Origin of the sequence: Novosphingobium sp. SG720 (genome assembly GCF_012275365.1) — a bacterium.
GTDB lineage: Bacteria > Pseudomonadota > Alphaproteobacteria > Sphingomonadales > Sphingomonadaceae > Novosphingobium > Novosphingobium rhizosphaerae.
Genome location: NZ_JAAZQN010000001.1, coordinates 902,651 through 922,243, shown reverse-complemented (window position 1 = coordinate 922,243; position 19,593 = coordinate 902,651). Strand labels below are relative to the sequence as shown.

General features: G+C 65.5%; 20 protein-coding genes. 9 read left to right on the top strand and 11 right to left on the bottom strand.

The annotated features are described in order from the left end of the window. The first annotated feature begins 88 nt into the window (after positions 1 to 88). The 5 genes from FHW94_RS04160 (at position 89) to FHW94_RS04140 (ending at position 5,128) form a co-directional block, all read left to right on the top strand. The gene (locus FHW94_RS04160) at positions 89 to 967 is read left to right on the top strand and encodes a flagellin (RefSeq protein ID WP_168554476.1); all 879 of its coding nucleotides are present in this window, start codon (positions 89 to 91) and stop codon (positions 965 to 967) included. 149 nt (positions 968 to 1,116) lie between these two features. Further along, positions 1,117 to 2,727: a lysine--tRNA ligase gene (locus tag FHW94_RS04155; protein WP_168554475.1), complete on the top strand. Its 1,611-nt coding sequence runs from the start codon at positions 1,117 to 1,119 to the stop codon at positions 2,725 to 2,727. Between the two features lie 28 nt (positions 2,728 to 2,755). After that, positions 2,756 to 3,541 carry a prolipoprotein diacylglyceryl transferase family protein gene (locus FHW94_RS04150; protein WP_168554474.1) on the top strand — a complete coding sequence of 262 codons (786 nt, stop codon included), beginning with the start codon at positions 2,756 to 2,758 and terminating at the stop codon, positions 3,539 to 3,541. Next, positions 3,441 to 4,886, top strand: a complete 1,446-nt coding sequence (locus tag FHW94_RS04145) for a radical SAM protein (RefSeq protein WP_168554473.1) — start codon at positions 3,441 to 3,443, stop codon at positions 4,884 to 4,886. The genes FHW94_RS04150 and FHW94_RS04145 overlap by 101 nt, the downstream gene beginning before the upstream one ends. Next, a complete protein-coding gene (locus FHW94_RS04140) occupies positions 4,883 to 5,128 on the top strand; it encodes a hypothetical protein (protein WP_168554472.1) in 246 nt (81 codons plus the stop codon). The genes FHW94_RS04145 and FHW94_RS04140 overlap by 4 nt, the downstream gene beginning before the upstream one ends. Positions 5,129 to 5,187: 59 nt before the next feature. Here FHW94_RS04140 and FHW94_RS04135 read toward each other — a convergent pair whose 3' ends face one another. The 6 genes from FHW94_RS04135 to rpmF form a co-directional block, all read right to left on the bottom strand. Next, positions 5,188 to 5,691 (bottom strand): fasciclin domain-containing protein, encoded by a 504-nt coding sequence (locus tag FHW94_RS04135; protein WP_246865987.1) that lies wholly within the window; start codon positions 5,689 to 5,691, stop codon positions 5,188 to 5,190. Between the two features lie 315 nt (positions 5,692 to 6,006). Next, positions 6,007 to 6,495 (bottom strand): MerR family transcriptional regulator, encoded by a 489-nt coding sequence (locus FHW94_RS04130; RefSeq protein ID WP_168554470.1) that lies wholly within the window; start codon positions 6,493 to 6,495, stop codon positions 6,007 to 6,009. A 12-nt stretch (positions 6,496 to 6,507) separates the two neighbouring features. After that, entirely contained in the window at positions 6,508 to 6,807 is a 300-nt protein-coding gene (locus tag FHW94_RS04125; RefSeq protein WP_168554469.1) for an integration host factor subunit alpha, read from the bottom strand. Between the two features lie 204 nt (positions 6,808 to 7,011). Next, the gene (locus FHW94_RS04120; protein WP_168554468.1) at positions 7,012 to 7,989 is read right to left on the bottom strand and encodes a beta-ketoacyl-ACP synthase III; all 978 of its coding nucleotides are present in this window, start codon (positions 7,987 to 7,989) and stop codon (positions 7,012 to 7,014) included. Continuing rightward, positions 7,986 to 9,068, bottom strand: a complete 1,083-nt coding sequence (gene plsX, locus FHW94_RS04115) for a phosphate acyltransferase PlsX (RefSeq protein WP_168554467.1) — start codon at positions 9,066 to 9,068, stop codon at positions 7,986 to 7,988. The genes FHW94_RS04120 and plsX overlap by 4 nt, the downstream gene beginning before the upstream one ends. A 28-nt stretch (positions 9,069 to 9,096) precedes the next feature. Next, positions 9,097 to 9,276, bottom strand: coding sequence for a 50S ribosomal protein L32 (gene rpmF / locus FHW94_RS04110; protein WP_168554466.1), 180 nt, complete (start codon positions 9,274 to 9,276; stop codon positions 9,097 to 9,099). 264 nt (positions 9,277 to 9,540) lie between these two features. Between rpmF and FHW94_RS04105 the strand changes: the two genes are divergently transcribed. Continuing rightward, a complete protein-coding gene (locus FHW94_RS04105) occupies positions 9,541 to 9,942 on the top strand; it encodes an MAPEG family protein (protein WP_348981761.1) in 402 nt (133 codons plus the stop codon). Positions 9,943 to 9,970: 28 nt separating this feature from the next. Here the strand turns inward: FHW94_RS04105 and FHW94_RS04100 are convergent, their stop codons facing one another. Together FHW94_RS04100 and FHW94_RS04095 are read right to left on the bottom strand one after the other, a co-directional pair. Beyond that, complete coding sequence (locus FHW94_RS04100; RefSeq protein ID WP_168555458.1) at positions 9,971 to 10,612, bottom strand: MBL fold metallo-hydrolase; 642 nt, start codon at positions 10,610 to 10,612, stop codon at positions 9,971 to 9,973. An 86-nt stretch (positions 10,613 to 10,698) separates the two neighbouring features. Then, positions 10,699 to 11,421, bottom strand: a complete 723-nt coding sequence (locus tag FHW94_RS04095; protein ID WP_168555457.1) for a S24 family peptidase — start codon at positions 11,419 to 11,421, stop codon at positions 10,699 to 10,701. Positions 11,422 to 11,688: 267 nt separating this feature from the next. Here FHW94_RS04095 and FHW94_RS04090 point away from each other — a divergent pair, with 267 nt between their 5' ends. Further along, complete coding sequence (locus tag FHW94_RS04090) at positions 11,689 to 12,060, top strand: hypothetical protein (RefSeq protein ID WP_246865871.1); 372 nt, start codon at positions 11,689 to 11,691, stop codon at positions 12,058 to 12,060. 77 nt (positions 12,061 to 12,137) lie between these two features. Beyond that, entirely contained in the window at positions 12,138 to 12,854 is a 717-nt protein-coding gene (locus FHW94_RS04085; protein ID WP_168554465.1) for a TonB-dependent receptor, read from the top strand. Positions 12,855 to 12,973: 119 nt separating this feature from the next. Here FHW94_RS04085 and cysS read toward each other — a convergent pair whose 3' ends face one another. The 3 genes from cysS to fsa all read right to left on the bottom strand — a co-directional run bounded on the left by cysS (position 12,974) and on the right by fsa (position 17,200). Further along, positions 12,974 to 14,461 (bottom strand): cysteine--tRNA ligase, encoded by a 1,488-nt coding sequence (gene cysS / locus FHW94_RS04080; protein ID WP_168554464.1) that lies wholly within the window; start codon positions 14,459 to 14,461, stop codon positions 12,974 to 12,976. Positions 14,462 to 14,667: 206 nt separating this feature from the next. Continuing rightward, positions 14,668 to 16,485 carry a cobaltochelatase subunit CobT gene (gene cobT, locus FHW94_RS04075; RefSeq protein ID WP_168554463.1) on the bottom strand — a complete coding sequence of 606 codons (1,818 nt, stop codon included), beginning with the start codon at positions 16,483 to 16,485 and terminating at the stop codon, positions 14,668 to 14,670. Positions 16,486 to 16,546: 61 nt separating this feature from the next. Beyond that, positions 16,547 to 17,200, bottom strand: a complete 654-nt coding sequence (gene fsa / locus FHW94_RS04070) for a fructose-6-phosphate aldolase (protein WP_168554462.1) — start codon at positions 17,198 to 17,200, stop codon at positions 16,547 to 16,549. 196 nt (positions 17,201 to 17,396) lie between these two features. On the opposite strand from fsa, the gene FHW94_RS04065 reads away from it, so the two are divergent. After that, positions 17,397 to 19,589: a primosomal protein N' gene (locus FHW94_RS04065; protein WP_168554461.1), complete on the top strand. Its 2,193-nt coding sequence runs from the start codon at positions 17,397 to 17,399 to the stop codon at positions 19,587 to 19,589. The last annotated feature ends 4 nt before the right edge of the window (positions 19,590 to 19,593 follow it).

Below are 19,593 nucleotides of genomic sequence, written 5' to 3'. Positions count from 1 at the left end.
TTAAACATTCCCGCCCCGCGCCGTCTTTGCTCCCGAGCCGGATGGGAACCGCCGGATCGTCACTCAACCCATAGTGGAGAATGGGAAAATGGCAGTCATCAACACCAATATTGCGGCGATCCGTGCCGCCAATGCTTCGATCACCGCGTCGGCCCAAGCCGGCGTCGCCATGCAGCGCCTGTCGACCGGCAAGCGCATCAACAGCTCGAAGGACGACGCGGCGGGCCTCGCCATCACCACCACCATGACCTCGCAGATCCAGGGCATGCAGCAGGGGGTGCGCAACGCCAACGACGGCATCTCGATGGCGCAGACCGCAGACGGCGCGCTGAACGAAGTGACCAACATGCTCCAGCGCATTCGCGAACTGGCCGTGCAGGCCAAGTCGGCCACCTATCAGGACTCCGACCGCACCGCGATGCAGTCGGAAGTGAGCAACCTGACCGCGCAGATTTCCGACGTGCTGAACAACTCGCTGTTCAATGGCAACAACATGTTCAAGGTGATGACCAGCACGCCCGCCGCCGACGGCAGCGACGATCTCACGCTCGACATCCAGGCCGGTGCCGACACCAACAACGTCGTCACCCTGCGCTCGGTCGCGTTCGATGGTCAGGTCCTGTTCGGCTCAGGCTTGTCTGCCTATGATGCCACCGCAACCCAGGCGCTGGACGTGTCCGACGCCACGGTTGCCGCAACCACCATGGACAACGTGGATTCCGCGCTCATCCAGGTCAACGCCGTCCGCGCCGAATTTGGCGCCGGCCAGAACCGCTTGCAGTCGGTGGTCAACAACCTCACCGACAATGTCACCAACCTTTCCGATGCGCGCAGCCGCATTCTGGATACCGATTATTCTGCTGAAACCACCGCCATGGCCAAGGCGCAGATCCTGGCCCAGGCGTCGACTGCGATGATCTCGCAGGCGAACCAGAACCAGCAGAATGTCCTGACGCTCCTGAAGTAAGAACCCCCATCCACACCTCGCTTCTGGAGCCTCCACGGAAATGCGGCACAGTCCTCCCTCGGGCTGTGTCGCATTTTCGCGTCGGCCAAACAGAGCACGCGCCCAAATGCCTTGCCTTCCCGCCCGCCAAGCGCGAAAGGGCGGGAACCATGACCCAAACCGAACTCACCACCGCCGCCCAAGTGTCGAAGTCCTGGCCGTTCGAGGAAGCCCGCAAGCTGGTCAAGCGCTATCCTGGCGGCAAAAAGGATGCAGGCGGCAATCTGGTGCCGGTGCTGTTCGAAACCGGCTACGGCCCCTCGGGCCTGCCGCATATCGGCACGTTCCAGGAAGTCTTGCGCACCACGCTGGTGCGCCGCGCCTATGAAACGCTGACCGGCGGGCATCCCACGCGCCTCGTCGCCTTTTCGGATGACATGGACGGGCTGCGCAAGGTGCCCGACAACGTGCCCAACAAGGACCTGCTCACCGCCCACCTGCAGGAGCCGCTGAGCCGCATTCCCGATCCGTTCGGCAAGTTCGAAAGCTTTGCCCACCACAACAACGCCATGCTGCGCGAATTCCTCGATCGCTTCGGCTTCGACTATGAATTCGTTTCGGGCGCCGATCGCTACAATTCCGGCGCGTTCGATGAAGCGCTCAAGAACGTGCTGCGCCATTTCGACGCGATCATGGGCATCATGCTGCCCACCCTGCGCGAGGAACGCCGCAAGACCTATTCGCCGGTCCTGCCGATCTCGCCCAGCAATGGCCAGGTGCTGCAAGTGCCGATCGAAGTGGTCGATGCCGAGGCCGGCACGATCCGCTTTACCGACGCCGATGGCGCGGTGGTCGAACAATCGGTGCTGGGCGGCAAGTCCAAGCTGCAATGGAAGGTCGACTGGGCGATGCGCTGGGTCGCCCTGGGCGTCGATTACGAGATGTGCGGCAAGGACCTGACCGACAGCGTGACCCAGTCGGGCCGCATCGCCCAGGTGCTCGGCGGGCGCCGCCCCGAAGGCCTGATCTACGAGCTTTTCCTCGATGAAAAGGGCGAGAAGATCTCCAAGTCCAAGGGCAATGGCCTGACCATCGAACAGTGGCTGGACTATGGCAGCGAGGAATCCTTAAGCTTCTACCTGTTCCGCGAGCCCAAGAGCGCCAAGTCGCTGCACGTTGGCGTGATCCCGCGCGCGGTGGACGAATACTGGCAGTTCCGCGAAAAGCTCGCCAGCCAGCCGATCGAGCAGCAGCTGGGCAACCCGGTGTGGCACCTGCTGCGCACCAATGGCGAACAAGTCGGCGCGGGCGACAAGCTGCCCGTCACCTATGGCCTGCTGCTCAACCTTGTCGGCGTGCTCGGCGCCCATGCCACGCGCGAGCAGGTCTGGTCGTACCTGGCCAACTATGTCGAGAATGCAGACCCTGCCGCGCACCCCGCGCTCGATGCCCTGGTCACCCGCGCGCTGGCCTACAACCGCGATTTCATCGCCCCCACCCTGGTGCGGCGCAAGCCCGAGGCCGGCGAAGCCGCCGCGCTCGCCGCGCTGGACGAGGAACTGGCTGCCACCAGCGACGATGCCACCGCAGAAGAACTGCAGAACATCGTCTATGAAATCGGCAAGGACCCGCACTATGGGTTCGAAACCCTGCGTGACTGGTTCAAGGCGCTCTATGAAACCCTGCTGGGTTCGCCCCAGGGCCCGCGCATGGGCAGCTTCATCGCGCTCTATGGCGTTGGCAACACGCGCAAGCTGATTGCCGAGGCGCTGGAGGGCTGAGGCCCCGCGCAAGCACGGGGCGCCCGGCATGATCCACCTGCCTACGGCGCCCTTTGCCCATATCGCGTTCGACCTGGCCGCCTGGGCGAGCGCCAGCCTGGTTGCCTGGCGCCAGCACCGCGCCTGGCCCCAGGGCACGCAAACCCTGCTGCGGTTGACGGCGCCGGGCTATTATCGCTGGCTGGCCGTGGGCGCCTTGATCGGCGCCTGGCTGGCCGGCACGCTCAACACCCTGCGCCTGACCGCCTTGCCGCTGCATTGGGCACCCTCGCACAGTGTCGCCGGCGCGCTGGCCGGGGGCATCGCGGCGGTGGAACTGTGGAAGTGGCGCCACGGCGTGCGCGGCTCCACCGGCGGATCGTTCGTGCTGCCGATGGCCACGGGCATCATGGTCGGCCGCCTGGGCTGCCTGTTTGCCGGGCTGCCCGATCTCACCTATGGCACCCCCACCGCGCTGCCCTGGGCGGTGGACCTGGGCGATGGCACGGGCCGGCATCCGGTGCAGCTTTACGAAAGCGCGGCCATGGCGCTGTTCATCGCCGTTTTCGTCGTGGCGCGGCGGCGCGGCGCAGGCTGGGCGCGGCACCACGCGTTCCACGCCTTTGCCATCTGGTATGGCGCGCAGCGCTTCGTGTGGGAATTTTTCAAGCCCTATCCAAATCTTGTCGGCCCGTTTAACCTGTTCCACCTGATCTGCGGGGGACTGGTCGTCTATGGCATCGTGTATTGGCGAAACGACGCGAGACGCGGTGCGCAAGGTGGCGCCTTATGTGTTTCACAGCCAGACGACGAGCCTGTGCGAAACCTGCCTTGAACCCGTTCCCGCCAAAGTCATCATCGAAGGCGAGCGGGTCTATTACCTCAAACGCTGCCGCGACCACGGCGTACAGAAAACCCTGATCAGCGATGATCTGGACTATTGGCGCGCACAAAAGCTGTGGCTGAAACCGGGCGATCGCCCACTCACCGCGCAGACCCGAACCGAGGCCGGCTGCCCGTTCGATTGCGGGCTGTGCCCCGATCACGAACAACATTCGTGCCTGGCCATCATCGAGGTCAACAGCGCCTGCAACCTCGCCTGCCCGGTATGCTTTGCCGATGCGGCCGATGCCCACGGCAGCCATCGCCCCCTGGCAGAGATCGAGCGCATGCTCGACGCGCTGGTGGCCAGCGAGGGCGAGCCGGACCTGGTGCAGATCTCCGGCGGTGAGCCGACGCTCCACCCCGATTTCTTCGCCATTCTCGACGCGGTGAAAGCCCGCCCGATCCGCCACGTGATGATCAACACCAATGGCCTACGCATTGCCCAGGATGCCGCCTTCGTGGCGCGGCTGGCCAGCTATGCCCCGGCGCTGGAAGTCTATCTTCAGTTCGACGCGCTGGACGACGATGCCCTGGTCAACCTGCGCGGCGCCCGGCTGGCGCGCATCCGGCAGCAGGCGCTGGCCGCGCTGGAGGCGGTAAACCTTGCGACCACGCTGGTCTGCGTGGTGAAGCGCGGGGTGAACGACGATCAGGTTGCGCCGATCATTCAGCACGCGCTGACCTGGCGCTGCGTGCGCGGCGTCACGTTCCAGCCGGTGCAGGATGCCGGGCGCAACGAAGGATTCGATCCGGCGGAAAACCGTGTGCTGCTCACGCAGATCCGGCACGAAGTGGGCAAGTCTGGCGTGTTCGATACGCAAGACATGATTCCCCTGCCCTGCAACCCGGACCAGATTTCCATCGGCTATGGCCTGCGCCAGGGCGCGGATGTCACGCCGATCACCCGCCTCCTCCCGCGCGAGGTGATTCTCGCCGGGCCGAACACGATCAGCTATGAAGCCTATCCGCAATTGCGCGCCGGGCTGCTCGATCTGCTCTCGCTGGCCACCACGCAGGCCAACACCGCCGACAAGCTGGCCGGCGTGCTGTGCTGCCTGCCCCAGGCGATGGTGCCGCAAGACCTGGGCTATGAGCACAGCTTTCGCGTGGTGATCCTGCAATTCCTCGATCGCTACAATTTCGATCTGGCAACGGTGAAGCGCAGTTGCGTTCACTTCGTGACCGAAGCCGGGCAGATCATCCCCTTCGATACCTACAACACGTTCTATCGCAGCGGGGCCGAGGGCGCCGGCGTTGTCGCACGGCATCGCGCGCTGGCGGGAGAGCGGGCATGACCCGGTTGATCGGCGCCATCCTCCAGGCGGTTGGGCTATTGATTGCCGGCGCGAGCGGGCTCTGCTCCGCCTGGTTCACGATCATGATGGGAACCAGCGGCGATTTCGGACCACTGCCGGGCCTCTTGCTGCTGGTCGCCCTCTTCGGCGGCATACCCTTTGCGTTCGGCCTCGGCTTCTTCTTTCTGGGCAAGCGTATCGCGCGCAAAACGCCGATCGACGAAAGCGACACGTTTCGATGAAACAAGCCCCCTTCCGCGCTGTGCGGAAGGGGGCCTGATCAAGAACATGGTAGCGTGCCTTACGGCAGCAGCACTGCGTTCACCACGTGCACCACGCCGTTCGACTGCGGCACGTCGGCGATCGTCACGGTGGCCTTGCCACCCTTGGCATCGGTCAGCACCACGTTGCTGCCATCGAGGCTGGCGGTCAGCGGTTCGCCTTCCACGGTGGTGAGGCTGGCGCTGCCGCCGCCGGCCTTGATCTTGGCGACGAGATCGGCCGAGGTAACCTTGCCGGCCACCACGTGATAGGTCAGCACCTGGGTGAGCTGCGCCTTGTTCTCGGGCTTGAGCAGGGTGTCCACCGTGCCGGCGGGCAGCGCGGCGAAGGCTTCGTTGGTGGGGGCGAACACTGTGAACGGACCCTTGCCGTTCAGCGTGTCGACGAGGCCCGCAGCCTTGACCGCAGCCACCAGCGTGGTGTGATCGGACGACTTGGACGCATTTTCGACGATGGTCTTGGTGCCGACCATCGCGGCGCCGCCAACCATCTTGGACGCGGCGGCCTGCGCGGCCGGGGTCATCACCAGCGCCAGCCCGAGGGCGGCGATCGATGCGGTGAACTTGCCTTTCAGCATGGGAAACTCTCCACTGCGGCATAATTGCCGCGGGTGAAACCATGCCTGTGCGGCGCGGTTCCGCAGCGCCGCCGTGCCCACAAGGGCAAGCGGGAAGGCAACAAACTGCATATAAAGGATTTTTGCCGATAAGGCAGACAAAACCTGCCCTTTGGGGCGTGCCTGGAGCACGATGGCGTTTCACGGAAACGTGATCGTGCTCCAGCTCGTGCGATTTGTAGACAAAAACCGGTTCCCGCTTTTTTGTCAGCGCACTCTAAATCAGCTTTCGTCCAGCGCCACGGCCAGGCCGCTGCGAATGCGCTCAAGATGAACGCGCAGGCGCGCGATGGCGGCCACCAGTTCGGTCTCCAGCGCGGGTGCACCCGCTACAGCCGGATGTGCCGCGGCCTGCGGCGCAGGCGCGGCTTGCGTCACCGCAGCGGACGGTGCGGGCACGGGGCCCGGCGGCGCGGCATCGGGGCGCAAGCCACTTTCCAGCGCCTGGCGGGCGCCGCGAATGGTGTAGCCTTCGCGGTTGAGCAGGCGATCGATCGTGGCCACCAAGGCGACATCCTGCGCCCGGTAGTAACGCCGGTTGCCGGCACGCGTCAGCGGACGCAGCATCGGGAACTGTTCTTCCCAATAGCGCAGCACGTGCGGTTTCACGCCCAGGATCCGGGCCACCTCTCCGATCGTGCGCAAGGCATCGGGTGCCTTGCCATCATCAATCACACCATCGGGAGAAACGAGATGGCCCTTATCCGTCATGCATCCAATCTATCAGGAACCGTCGCTGATGCGATCCTTCAGCATCTGGCTGGCCCGGAAGGTGAGCACGCGACGTGGCGTGATCGGCACTTCCACCCCGGTCTTGGGGTTGCGCCCGATGCGTTCGGCCTTGTCCCGCAACAGGAACGTGCCGAAACCGGAAATCTTGACGTTCTGGCCATCGGCCAGCGCGCCACTCATATGCTGCAAAATCGCCTCGACCATTTCGAGGGAGTCCGCCCGCGAGAGGCCAACCCGACGATTGATGCTTTCGGCCAGATCGGCCCGTGTCAGCGTACCTACAGAACGCATGGTATATTTTACCCCCCGGTAAAAAAATCCCTTCCCGTCCTACACAATAGCGCGTTTTGCCGGACAGGCAATGCCATCCATTCCGCTGAAACCTTGATGGATTTTTCGCGCAGCAAAAATCCAGTTCCAATCGGACTGTTTCGGATCGTTTCAGGCATCCCCACGCGCTGAACCGATCCCTCCTGCATCGCTTTTGTGTGCGAATCACACGCGGGCGATACAGGCACCCCAGGTAAAGCCACCGCCCATCGCTTCGAACACGACAAGGCTGCCCGGCTTGATGCGACCATCGCGCACCGCTGTGTCATAAGCCAGCGGCACCGAAGCGGCGCTGGTGTTGGCATGGCGATCCACCGTCACCACCACTTTTTCCGCCGGCAGCCCCAGCTTGCGGGCGGTGGCATCGAGAATGCGGGAATTGGCCTGATGCGGCACGACCCAATCGACATCGGCCGGAACGTGGCCGGTGGCCACCAAGACTTCTTCCAGCACCGACGCCAGGTTCGTCACCGCGTGGCGGAACACTTCGCGCCCCTTCATCCGCAGCTTGCCCACGGTGCCGGTGGTCGATGCGCCGCCATCCACGTAAAGCAGCTGGTTGTGCGCGCCATCGGCATGCAGGCGCGTGGCCAGGATGCCGGGCGCGGCCGGGTCGGCATCGTCCACGTCGCGCGCTTCCAGCACCATGGCGCCCGCGCCATCGCCAAACAGCACGCAAGTGGTGCGATCTTCCCAATCGAGGATACGGCTGAACGTTTCCGCGCCGATCACCAGCGCGCGGCGGGCCATGCCGGTGCGCAGCATCGAATCGGCCGTGCCCAGCGCATAGAGGAAGCCCGAACACACGGCCGCCACGTCAAACGCCATGCCGCCGTTGCAGCCCAGGTTGTCCTGCACGATCGTGGCGGTGGCGGGAAAGGTCTGGTCGGGCGTGGCCGTGGCCAGCACGATCAGGTCGATGCTCGATGCCTCGATCCCGGCGGCTTCGATCGCGCGGCGGGCGGCGAGAGTGGCGAGGGTGGCCGTGGTTTCGCCCTCCCCGGCAATGTGGCGCATGCGGATGCCGGTGCGCTCGACGATCCATTCGTCGGTGGTATCCACCATCTGCGCCATTTCGGCATTGGAAACGACGCGTTTTGGCAGAGCAGAGCCGCTGCCGGTAATAACCGAGCGCACAGTCACAGCGCGGTTTCACCTTCCGTGTTGGCCGCGCGGCGCCGGGCCGGCTGGCGAATCGTGTCCGGGTCCACCGCTGCCACGTCGGCGGCGATGCGTTCGATCAGGTTTTCTTCCAGCAGGCGCGCGGTCACGGCCACGGCATTGGCCACCCCCATGGCCGATGCACTGCCGTGGCTTTTCACCACCACGCCGTTGAGGCCGAGGAAAACCGCCCCGTTGTGATTGTTGGGATCAAGATGATGCTTGAGCGTTTCGGTCGCCGGCTTGGAGATCAGGAAGCCGATCTTGGACCGCAGCGACGAGGCAAAGCTGCGGCGCAGCAGGTCGCCCACGAAACGCGCCGCCCCTTCCATCGCCTTGAGCGCGATGTTGCCGGAAAATCCGTCGGTCACCACGACGTCGAAATCGCCGCGCGACAGCTTGTCGGATTCGGTAAAGCCATCGAACGTCAGCGCGAGCGAGGCGGCGGCCTGCTTGAGCAGGGCGGCGGCATCGCGCAAGTCGTCGGTGCCCTTGGTTTCCTCGGTGCCGATGTTGAGCAGGCGCACGCGCGGGCTGTCTAGCCCGTTGACGATGCGCGCATAAGCCGCACCCATCAGGGCGAACTGAAACAGGTTGCGTGCGTCGCAATCGGTGTTCGCGCCCAGATCGAGCATCACCAGATCGTGCGTGCCGAGCGTGGGCAGCAGCGCGGCCAGTGCCGGGCGGTCGATGCCGGGCATCGTGCGCAGGGCGAGCTTGGCCATGGCCATCAGCGCGCCGGTGTTGCCACCGCTCACGGCAGCGCCAGCCTCGCCCCGCTTCACCGCGTCGATGGCCAATCCCATCGAGGTGGTGCGTGCGCGGCGCAGGGCCTGGGTGGGGCGTTCATCGCCGGCCACCGCTTCGGGCGCGTGGAGGATTTCCGACGCGCCACGAAGGTTGGGATGATGGTCAAGGGCCTGAACGATCTTCGCCTCGTCCCCGACCAGCAGGAACTTGAAGCGATCGTGGCGCCGACGCGCAAGCGCGGCGCCTTCGATCATCACGCGCACGCCCTCGTCGCCGCCCATCGCATCGACGGCGATTCTGGGCAAGCTCATGATCCGATCATCCCTCCGTCAGATCGGCTCAGGCGCCGACGGCGATGATTTCGCGACCGTTGTAGTGACCGCAGGCGTTGCACAGGTTGTGCGGACGCTTGAGTTCACCGCAGTTCGAGCATTCGTGGAACGCTTCGGCCTTCAGGCCATCGTGGCTGCGGCGCATGCCCCGGCGGGACGGGGAAGTCTTTCTCTTGGGGACGGCCATTTCGGCACCTGTTCCTGAAAATTACATCGGTTGCGGGCGCGATAGGGAAAACCGTGCCACCGCACAACCCCGCATCTCACGACGAAGGGTTCATACGGCTTCCGTTCTGGATGAGAGCGGGTGGACCGGCATCGCCTATCACGGGCGAAGGCCGCGCCTATACGGATTTTCTGGTGCTTTGCAAGCATGCCCTCGCTAGGTTGCACACCATCTGCCGGGGCGTTCGCACAAGAAACGCCCACGCCGGCTCGACGAGAGGGGATAATGACAATGCCGACGGTCCTGCCCATCACCCTGGCTTCTGCCGGGGCCGCGGCGATTCTCAACATCTGGCTGATGATCCGCATCGGCATGGTGCGGCGCGCGGCGAAGATTTCGCTGGGCGATGGCGGCCATCCCCCCCTGGTTGCGCGGATGCGCGCCCAGGCCAATTTCATCGAAAGTGCGCCGATCGTGCTGATCCTGGCCGGCGTGGTCGAACTGGCCCGCCCCGGCAGCCCCTGGCTGCTGGGTGCGATGGCGATCTATCTGCTGGGCCGCGTGGCCCATGGCGTGGGCATGGACGGCGGCCTCCTTGCAAAGCTGCGCTCGGTCGGCGCGTTGACGACCATGCTGACGCTGCTGGGCCTGGCGATCTGGGCCATTTCCATCGCGGCCGACGCCTGAACCGCGCAGGCGCCGATTCGGCCGCGAATCAGGCCAGGGCCGCGTCGCCCACGTAAGGGTTGGTGGCGCGCTCCTGGCCAAACGTGCTGTGCGGCCCGTGGCCGGGAATGAACGTCACGTCATCGCCCAGTGGCCACAGCCGCCCGGTGATCGAGCCGACCAGATCGTCGAAATTGCCCAACGGGAAATCCCAGCGGCCGATACCGCCCTGGAACAGCACGTCGCCCACCATGGCAAAGCGCGATGGTTCATGGAAGAACACCACGTGGCCCGGCGTGTGGCCGGGGCAATGCGCCACGTCGAGCGTGAGGTTGCCCACCGTGACGGTGTCGCCATGTTCCAGCCAGCGGCTGGGCGTGAAGATTTCTGCCGGCACGCCCCAGCGGCCGCTGTCCTCGGCGAGCTTGGCGATCCAGAACAGGTCCGCCTCGTGCGGGCCCTCGATCGGCACGCCAAGGTCGCGCGAAAGCTGCGCTGCACCGCCGCAATGATCGAGGTGGCCGTGGGTGATCAACAGCTTTTCCACGGTGACCCCGGCCTTGGCGATCAGCGCCTTGATGCGGTCAAGGTCACCACCGGGATCGACCACGGCAGCCTTCATCGTGGCGGTGCACCACAGCAGGGTGCAGTTCTGCTGCAACGGCGTGACAGGCAGAATCGCCACTTTCATCGGCGGCTGGTTGCTGGCGGGGGCTTGGCTCATGCCCCCTGAAATGGCCAGCGCCGGGCCAAATGGCAAGCCATGCCGCGCGGTGGTTAGATCTTGCCACCTTTCCACACCACGCGGCCCACCACGTCCACGTCAGCCATGGGGCGCTCCATGCGCGGATAGGCGGGGTTGTCGCTGATCACGCGGATCATGCCGGCCGCGCCCGCTTCCAGCCGCTTGACCAGCAGCACATCGTCTACGCGGATCACGTGAATGCCCGCGCGCAGCGGGCGCGGGGTGCGGTCGACCAGGATCTCGTCGCTGTCGCGCAGCGTCGGTTCCATCGAATCGCCTTCCACCTCGATCACGCTGAGCATCGCCGGATCGAGGCCTTGCGCCTTGAGCCAGCGGCTGGAAAAACGCAGCCGCCCCACCGGCACTTCATCGGCCGCCAGCGCCCCCGGCCCGGCCGACGCCCCCAGCGCCAGACGCGGAATGTCGGCCCATTCGGCCGCGCTGCGCGGGGCAGAGGCGCTGGCCGGCACCCCGCCCTCACCACTGCGCCGCGCCAGCGAAGCCGGCACATGCACGGCCGGATCGGGCGCGCCCAGTTCGGCCTCGTCCACGCCAAAGAATCGCGCCAGGGTGCCCCGGTCGATCTCTTCCAGCTTGCGCGGCGATCCTTTGCGCACGAACTGCTGCAAGTAGCTGGCGTTGCGGCCGATCAGGCCCGACAGCGCAGAGAGCGACACGCCCCGCGCAGTGGCCAGTTCCACCAATCGTGCGCGGGCCGGATCGAGCGGTTCGGCATTGCCGATTTTGCCCGCCATCGCAGCGCTTTCAACCGATTCCAGAGACTTCGCCATGGTGCGTCCAAACTCGAAGGATTTTTCCTAGACACTAGGTCCTGAGCCATGGTTATAGGATTTTTATCGGGATTTGTCCACAGGACTGCACCGGAAACCGAGGAAATTTCATGCCACGATTCAAACCAGGGTCTTAACCATCCAGACCAGCCACCGCTGCCGCCGTTTTGGCAAAGGGTATGCGGAACATTTCATGAACTTCTTTGAAATTCAAACAGAGGATTGCCTTCGATGCTGCGCGATCACGATCCATTCGGCCAAGCCATCGCCCCTCGCAAGCGCCGAGTCGGCACGGGACTCGCCCCCCGCGTGGTGCGCAGCGTGCTCGCCCTCGCCGGCCGCAGCGCGCAGCTGATCGACCACCGCGAGCAGCCTTGGGCCAGCGTCACGTTTTCCGGCGCCCGCCACACCGTGGTGCTGCGCTACACCGGCTGGGAAGCCTGCGACGACGGCGAAGCCCTGATCGCCGCCCTGCCCGATCACGAATTCACTGTCCCTGGCGCCCTGGTCGCGGATGTGACCGTGGTGCGCACCGACGAAACCGTGCTGCCGCAACGCACGCTGGAAGTGGAACTGGAACTGCTGCTGCTCGACCAGGGGTGATCGGCAAAGCAGGCCGAGCTGGGTTGACGGTCGCGTCATTCGCTCGCAACCCTCTGGTCAAACGGGAGGGCCTGAGGATGACACGTTCGTATCGCGGCACGTTGGGGCTGGCCCTGGCGCTTGGAAGCCTAGCCAGCCCGGCGCAGGCCCAATCCGGCAGCGGGGAAGTTATCGTCACGGCCCAGCGCCGTGACACCGACGATTACAGTGCCGATCGCCCCGCCGTGGGGCTGCATCGCATGGCGGATTTCGCCGTCATGCCAGTCAGTATCACCGGCGACACCCGCGATGCCACGCAGCGGGCCGATGAAATCTACGCCATGCTCGCCAGCGCCATCGCGGCGGCGGACAAGGCCGGTGTCAGCCTGGCCCATGGCGAAACGGTGGTAGAACCGGTGACCACGGCCAACTATCGCAGCCTGACGCTCAAACGCACCAACCGTCCCGATAGCCAGGCGCTGACCGTGTTGGTCAAAGTGCCGCTGTCCGACAAGGTAGACGCGCGGAGCGCACAGGCGCGAATTACCGCATTCATCAAGATGGTGAAGCCGGTTGGGCGCGCACTTATGGAGGAAGATGGCGACTTGACGCTGTCTGTCGTCGCGCCCGACCAATACCGCCCTGCCATCGCGCGCGCCGTAGCGGCCGATGCCCACGCCACCAGTGAAGCCTTTGGCGCGGACTATGCCGTGGAAGTGGAAGGCCTCAGCCGCCCGGTGGAATGGGCACGCGACGGGTTGACGGGCGTCTTGCTCTACATCCCCTACAAGCTGACGGTCGTTCCCAAGCGATGAGCGCTCGGCGCGAAACCGCCTGGGGCTTCGACAAGCTCTGCCCGAACGGATTTCACAGACTTTTCTGCAACTTCCGTTCGGCCTGAGCCTGTCGAAGGGCATCTGGCGCAACCGTGCGGTCAGCCCAGCCGCCAGTCCCAGCCCAGCGGATCGCCGTCCATCGCGTCCACGCCTTGGGCCGCCAGTTCGTCGCGCAGGGCGTCGCTTTGGGCAAAGTCCTTGATGGCGCGGGCTTCGTGGCGGGCGGCGATCTTTTGCGCGATTTCATCCTCGGTCACCGTCGCCGCCTTGGGGCGCAGGCGCAGGTCGGTGCGGGACAGGGTGAGCAGGTTGAGGCCCAGCACGCTGTCGAACGCCCCGATTGCCGCCAGTTTCAGCGCGGGATCGATCTTCTTGAGCGCCACGGCTTCGTCCAGCACGGTGAGCGCCACGGCGGTGTTGAGGTCTTCGGCAATCGCCGCGTCGAAACGCGCCACCAGCGGCGCCAGCTTGGCATGCGCCTGCCAGTCCGAAACATCCGCGCTAGGCTCGGCCCGTTCCTTGAGTTGCGCCACGGCCATCACCAGCCGCTTCAACCGCGTCAGCGCGGCGCCCAGCCCTTCCCAGGAAAACTCCAGCTCGCTGCGATAATGCGCCTGGAGGCACAGCAGGCGATAGGCCAGCGGGTGGTAGCCCTTGTCGATCAGCAGTTGCAACCGCAGGAACTCGCCCGAGGACTTGCTCATCTTGCCTGAGCGTTCGACCAGGAAATTGTTGTGCATCCACATCCGCGCGCCGGAATTGGCCGGATCGGTGAGGCTGCCGGCGCAGCAGAACGCCTGGTTCTGCGCGATTTCGTTGGGGTGGTGGATCTCGCGATGGTCGATCCCGCCGGTGTGGATATCGAACGGAAAGCCCAGGAGCTTGCCCGACATGACCGAGCATTCCAGGTGCCAGCCCGGCGCGCCGCGGCCCCAGGGGCTGTCCCATTCCATCTGCCGCGTCTCGCCCGGCGGGGTCTTGCGCCAGATCGCGAAGTCGGCCTGGTGGCGCTTGCCTTCCACCTGCTCGATCCGGCCCTCGCCTTCGTCCGTGGCGGCCCGGGCCAGCTTGCCATAATCAGCGACGGTCGAAACGTCGAAATAGAGGCCGCCGGGCAATTCGTAGCAGTGCTTGTCGGCGATGCTCTGGGCAAATTCGATCATCGCCGGCACATAATCGGTGGCGATCGACCAGTGCGCCGGCTGGCGGATGTTGAGCGCCGCGATATCGGCCCAATAGGCCTGGGTATAATGCCGCGCGATGTCCCAGATCGACTGGGCATTGGCCTTCGCCGCCTTTTCCAGCTTGTCCTCGCCCGCGTCGGCATCGTCGGTGAGGTGGCCCACGTCGGTGATGTTGATCACATGGGTGAGCGCATAGCCCTTCCACGACAGCGTGCGGCCCAGCACGTCGGCAAAGACATAGGCGCGCATGTTGCCGATATGGGGATAGTTATAGACCGTCGGCCCGCAGGAATAGACCCGCGCTTCACCGGGATGGACCGGCACGAAGGGTTCGAGCGCGCGGGTAAGGCTGTTGAACAGCGTGAGCGTCGTCGGGACTGGCGGGGCGGATTGGTCGGTCATGCCGCGCGCTTTGCCTTGCATCCGGGCGCAAGGTCAAGGTTACTGGTTTATCTCCCCATCCTCTTCGCAAGGAGTGGGTCGGGGGGTGGTGGATGCCTGGCGCAAGGGTTCGCACCACCCCCAACCCCCTCTTCTAAAGAGGATGGGGCTTAACTGACCCAAAACCCCGTTCGGGCTGAGCCTGTCAAACCCCGGCAGCCCCGCTCTCAATCCACCTCGAACAAGTCGGCCAGTTGCTCCACGATCGTGCCGCCCAGTTGCTCCACGTCCATGATGGTCACGGCGCGGCGGTAATAGCGGGTCACGTCGTGGCCGATGCCGATGGCCACCAGCTGCACCGGGCTTTGCTTCTCGATCCAGTCGATCACCTTGCGCAAGTGCTGTTCCAGGTAGCCGGCATGGTTGACCGACAGGGTGCTGTCGTCCACCGGCGCGCCATCGGAAATCACCATCAGGATGCGGCGGTCTTCGGGGCGGGCGAGCATGCGGGTGTGTGCCCAGAGCAGTGCCTCCCCGTCGATGTTCTCTTTCAGCAGGCCTTCGCGCATCATCAAGCCCAGGTTCTTGCGCGCGCGGCGCCAGGGTTCGTCGGCCTTCTTGTAAACGATGTGCCGCAAATCGTTGAGGCGCCCCGGATGCGCGGGCTTGCCGCCGGCCAGCCATGCTTCGCGCGATTGGCCGCCCTTCCAGGCGCGGGTGGTGAAGCCCAGCACTTCGGTCTTCACCCCGCAGCGCTCCAGCGTGCGCGCGAGAATGTCGGCGCTGATCGCCGCGATCGAGATCGGCCGCCCGCGCATCGAGCCGGAATTGTCGATCAGCAGCGTGACGACAGTGTCCTTGAACTCCACTTCGCGCTCGATCTTGTACGACAGCGAGTGGCCCGGCGCGATCACCACGCGGGCCAGCCGCGCGGCATCGAGCAGGCCTTCTTCCTGGTCGAAATCCCAGCTGCGGTTCTGTGCCGCCATCAGCCGGCGCTGCAACCGGTTGGCCAGCCGCGTGACCACGCTTTGCAAGCCCTTCATCTGGTTGTCGAGATAGGCGCGCAGCCGCGTCAGCTCTTCCTCGTCGCACAGGTCCGTCGCCGCGATCACTTCGTCGAAGCGCGTGGTATAGGTCTTGTAATCAAAGTCTTCGGGCAAGTCGGTCCAGGGCCGGTTGGGCCGGGTGGGCAGCATGCCTTCCTCGCCCTCGTCGGCCATGTCGGCGTCGGCGGCATCGTCGGGACGCTCGACTTCTTCCTGGTCCTCGCCATCGCCTTCCCCGTCCGACGTGTCACCGGCCTGTTCGATCGGCTGCTGGTCGTCGGCGCTGGATTCGGCGTCCTCGGGCTTTTCGGTGCCGTCGTCCTCGTCCTCGCTTTCCTCGTCCTCGCTCTCGTTCTGCTCGGGCGCAGAGACTTGAGTGAGATCGAGATGGCCAAGCATCGAGAGGGCGAGCTTCTGGAACGCCTTCTGGTCTTCCAGGCTACCCGCCAGGCCGGCCATGTCGTCGCCCGCCTTGGCCTCGATCCAGCTACGCACCATGTCGGTGCCCAGCTTGGCCAGCGCCGGGATCGGCGCGCCGGTCAGCTTTTCGCGCAGCAGCAGCGAAAGCGCGGTCGGCAGCGGCACTTCCTCGGGCTTGGTCGCGCGGCTGATCGGATCGGCGGCCACGCGCTGCGCGGTTACGGCGTCCAGATTGCCGCGCATCCCGCTATAGCCATCGGAGCCGAGCACTTCGTAGCGGACTCGCTCCACCGCATCGTAACAGGCGCGGGCGAGCATTTCGCCCGGCGCGCCGGCATTGTGCAGGGCTTCGTTATGAAAACGCAGGCGCAGCGCCATCGAATCGGCCGCGCCGCGCGCCTGGGCCACTTGGTCGGCCGGCAGCGCGCGGCCGGGCATGGGCACGCGCATCAGCTTGCCGGTCTGGCTCGCCTGGTCCGATGTCCAGGCCACTTCCACTTCGGGCTGTTCCGCCAGCGCGCGGGACGTGCCGGTGAGAACCGAGCGGAAGGTATCGAGCGGGGATTCGGCAGCCAAGAATCAATCCAGTTTTGCAAAATAGCGCCCCGGCTGCGAAAACCGGGGCGCGGGTTCATCCTTACCCGATAGATTGGCCGGTCTTGGCCCAATCCGCAAGGAACCCTTCGATGCCCTTTTCAGTCAGCACGTGCTTGAACAGGCCCTTGATCACGGCCGGCGGCGCGGTGATCACGTCGGCGCCGATGCGGGCGCTTTCCAGCACGTGGATGCCGTGGCGGACCGAAGCGACCAGGATTTCGGTCTCGAAGTTGTAGTTGTCATAGATCAGGCGGATGTCGCGGATCAGGTCCATGCCATCGAAGCCGTTGTCGTCATGGCGGCCCACGAACGGCGAAACGAACGTGGCGCCAGCCTTGGCCGCCAGCAACGCCTGGTTGGCCGAGAAGCACAGCGTGACGTTGACCATGGTGCCATCGGCGGTCAGCTTCTTGCAGGTCTTGAGGCCGTCGATCGTCAGCGGCACCTTGATGCACACGTTGTCGGCGATCTTGCGCAGGATCTCGGCCTCGCGCATCATCGTCGGGTGATCGAGCGCCACCACTTCGGCCGAAACCGGCCCGTGCGTGAGGTGGCAGATTTCCTTGGTGACTTCGATGAAGTCACGGCCCGACTTGGCAATCAGGCTGGGATTGGTGGTCACGCCATCGAGCAGGCCGGTGGCGGCCAGATCGGCGATTTCGGCGGTATCGGCCGTGTCGACAAAGAACTTCATGGGATGCTTCCTGCGCGGTGGGTTATGATTTGATAACGGCGAATCTGGCGCGGGCTATAGGGCAGCTATGCCGCGCTGTCAGGTGCGGTTGTGTGCGCCATTTGATCAACGATGCGCTCTTGGCCCTGTTCCCCGTGGCCGGGCAAACGCCGTTCCCCATTTGCCCCCTGCGCCTGGCACCCTATATGCATCTGGCATGACCCAGCCGCCTCCACAACGCACGGCCCGCCGCATTCGCTGCGTGGTCTTCAACGCCGCGCTGGGTCCGCTCGATTACAAAGTGCCCGCCCATCTCGACGTGGTGCCCGGCCAGGTGGTGGTCTGCCCGCTTGGGCCGCGCCAGATCCTGGGCGTGGTGTGGGAAGCCGATCGCCTGCCCAGCGCCGACGTGCCCGAACACAAGCTGCGCCCGATCCTGGGCGTGCTGCCGGTGCCGCCGCTGGGCGCCCCCTTGCGCCGCCTGATCGAATGGTGCGCCGATTACTATATGGCGCCGCTCGCCGCCGTGGCGCGCATGGCGCTGTCGAGCACGGCGGCGCTCCAGGGCGGCAGCACGGTGACCGAATATCGCCTGTCGGGCCGCGAACCGGGCCGGCTGACGCCACAACGCGCGCAGGCGATGGACTTGCTGATCGACCAGCAGGCGACGATCCGCGAGCTGGCCGAAATTGCCGAGGTTTCCGATGGCGTGCTGCGCGGCATGGTCAATGCCGGGCTGCTCGAACCGGTCACCGTCGATGCCGACCGCCCCTATCCCGCCGCCGATCCGCGCCATGCCGTGCCGGAATTGACGCCGGCCCAGGCCGAAGTGGCCGGACGGCTGGTGGCCGCCGTGGGCGCGCGGCGCTTTACCACCTTCCTGCTCGATGGCGTGACTGGATCGGGCAAGACCGAGACTTATGCCGAAGCCATCGCCGCCGCGATGGAACAGGGCCGCCAGGTCCTGGTGCTGCTGCCCGAAATCGCCCTGACGCAAAGCTTCCTGTCACGGTTCGAGGCGCGCTTCGGCGTGGCGCCGGTCACCTGGCACTCCTCGCTCAAGTCCTCGGAACGGCGGCGCGCGTGGCGGGCGGTGTCGCAAGGCCGCGCGCAAGTGGTGGTCGGCGCGCGTTCGGCGCTGTTCCTGCCGTTCGCCGCGCTCGGCCTGATCGTGGTGGACGAAGCGCACGAGATCTCGTTCAAGCAGGACGATGGCGTGCGCTACAACGCGCGCGACGTGGCGGTGATGCGTGGCCATTTCGAAAGCGTGCCGGTGGTGCTGGCCAGTGCCACGCCTGCGCTGGAAAGCCTGCACATGGCTAGCACCGGGCGCTATGAACGGCTGGTGCTGCCCAGCCGTTTCGGCGGGGCCGGCCTGCCCGACATCAAGATCCTGGACTTGCGCGAGCAGCCGCCCGAGCGCGGCCATTGGCTGGCTCCGCCGCTGGTGGAAGGATTGCGTGATCGGCTGGCCAAGGGGGAGCAGAGCCTGCTGTTCCTCAACCGACGCGGCTATGCGCCGCTCACCTTGTGCCGCACCTGCGGCTATCGCTTCCAGTGCCCCAATTGCTCGGCCTGGCTGGTGGAGCACCGCCTGTCGCAGCGGCTCGCCTGCCACCATTGCGGCCATGAAGTGCCCACGCCGCGCGCCTGCCCCGAATGCGGAGAGCCCGATTGCCTGGTCGCCTGCGGCCCCGGCGTGGAGCGGATTGCCGACGAAGTGGCGACGATCCTGCCCGAGGCCCGCGTGGCCCTTGTCACTTCGGACACGTTGACCAGCGCGGCCAAAGCGGCCGAATTCGTGGCGCAAGCGGAAAACAAGGCCATCGACGTGATCGTGGGAACGCAATTGGTGACAAAGGGCTATCACTTCCCCGATCTCACGCTGGTGGGCGTGGTCGATGCCGACATGGGCCTGGAAGGTGGCGACTTGCGCGCGGCCGAGCGGACCTATCAACAGGTGGCGCAAGTCGCCGGGCGCGCCGGGCGCGGCGAGAAGCCGGGTGAAGTCCTGATCCAGACGCGCCATCCCGATGCCCCGGTGATCGCTGCCCTGGCCAGCGGCGAGCGCGACGCGTTCTATGCCGCCGAAACCGAAGCCAGGCGTGAGGCCCATGCCCCGCCCTTCGGACGCTGGGCCGCGATCATCGTGTCGAGCGAGGACGAAGCCGAAGCGCGCGACGCCGCCCGTGCCATTGGCGGCACCGCGCCGCGCCTCGACGATGTGATGATCCTCGGCCCTGCCCCTGCCCCGCTCTCGCTGTTGCGCGGCCGCTATCGCTATCGCCTGCTGGTCAATGCCCGCCGATCGAGCGAAGTGCAGAAAGTCATCCGCCAGTGGCTCGAACCGTTCCGCTTTCCCCAAGGGGTACGCGTGGCCGTGGATATCGACCCCTACAGCTTCGTTTAAGCGG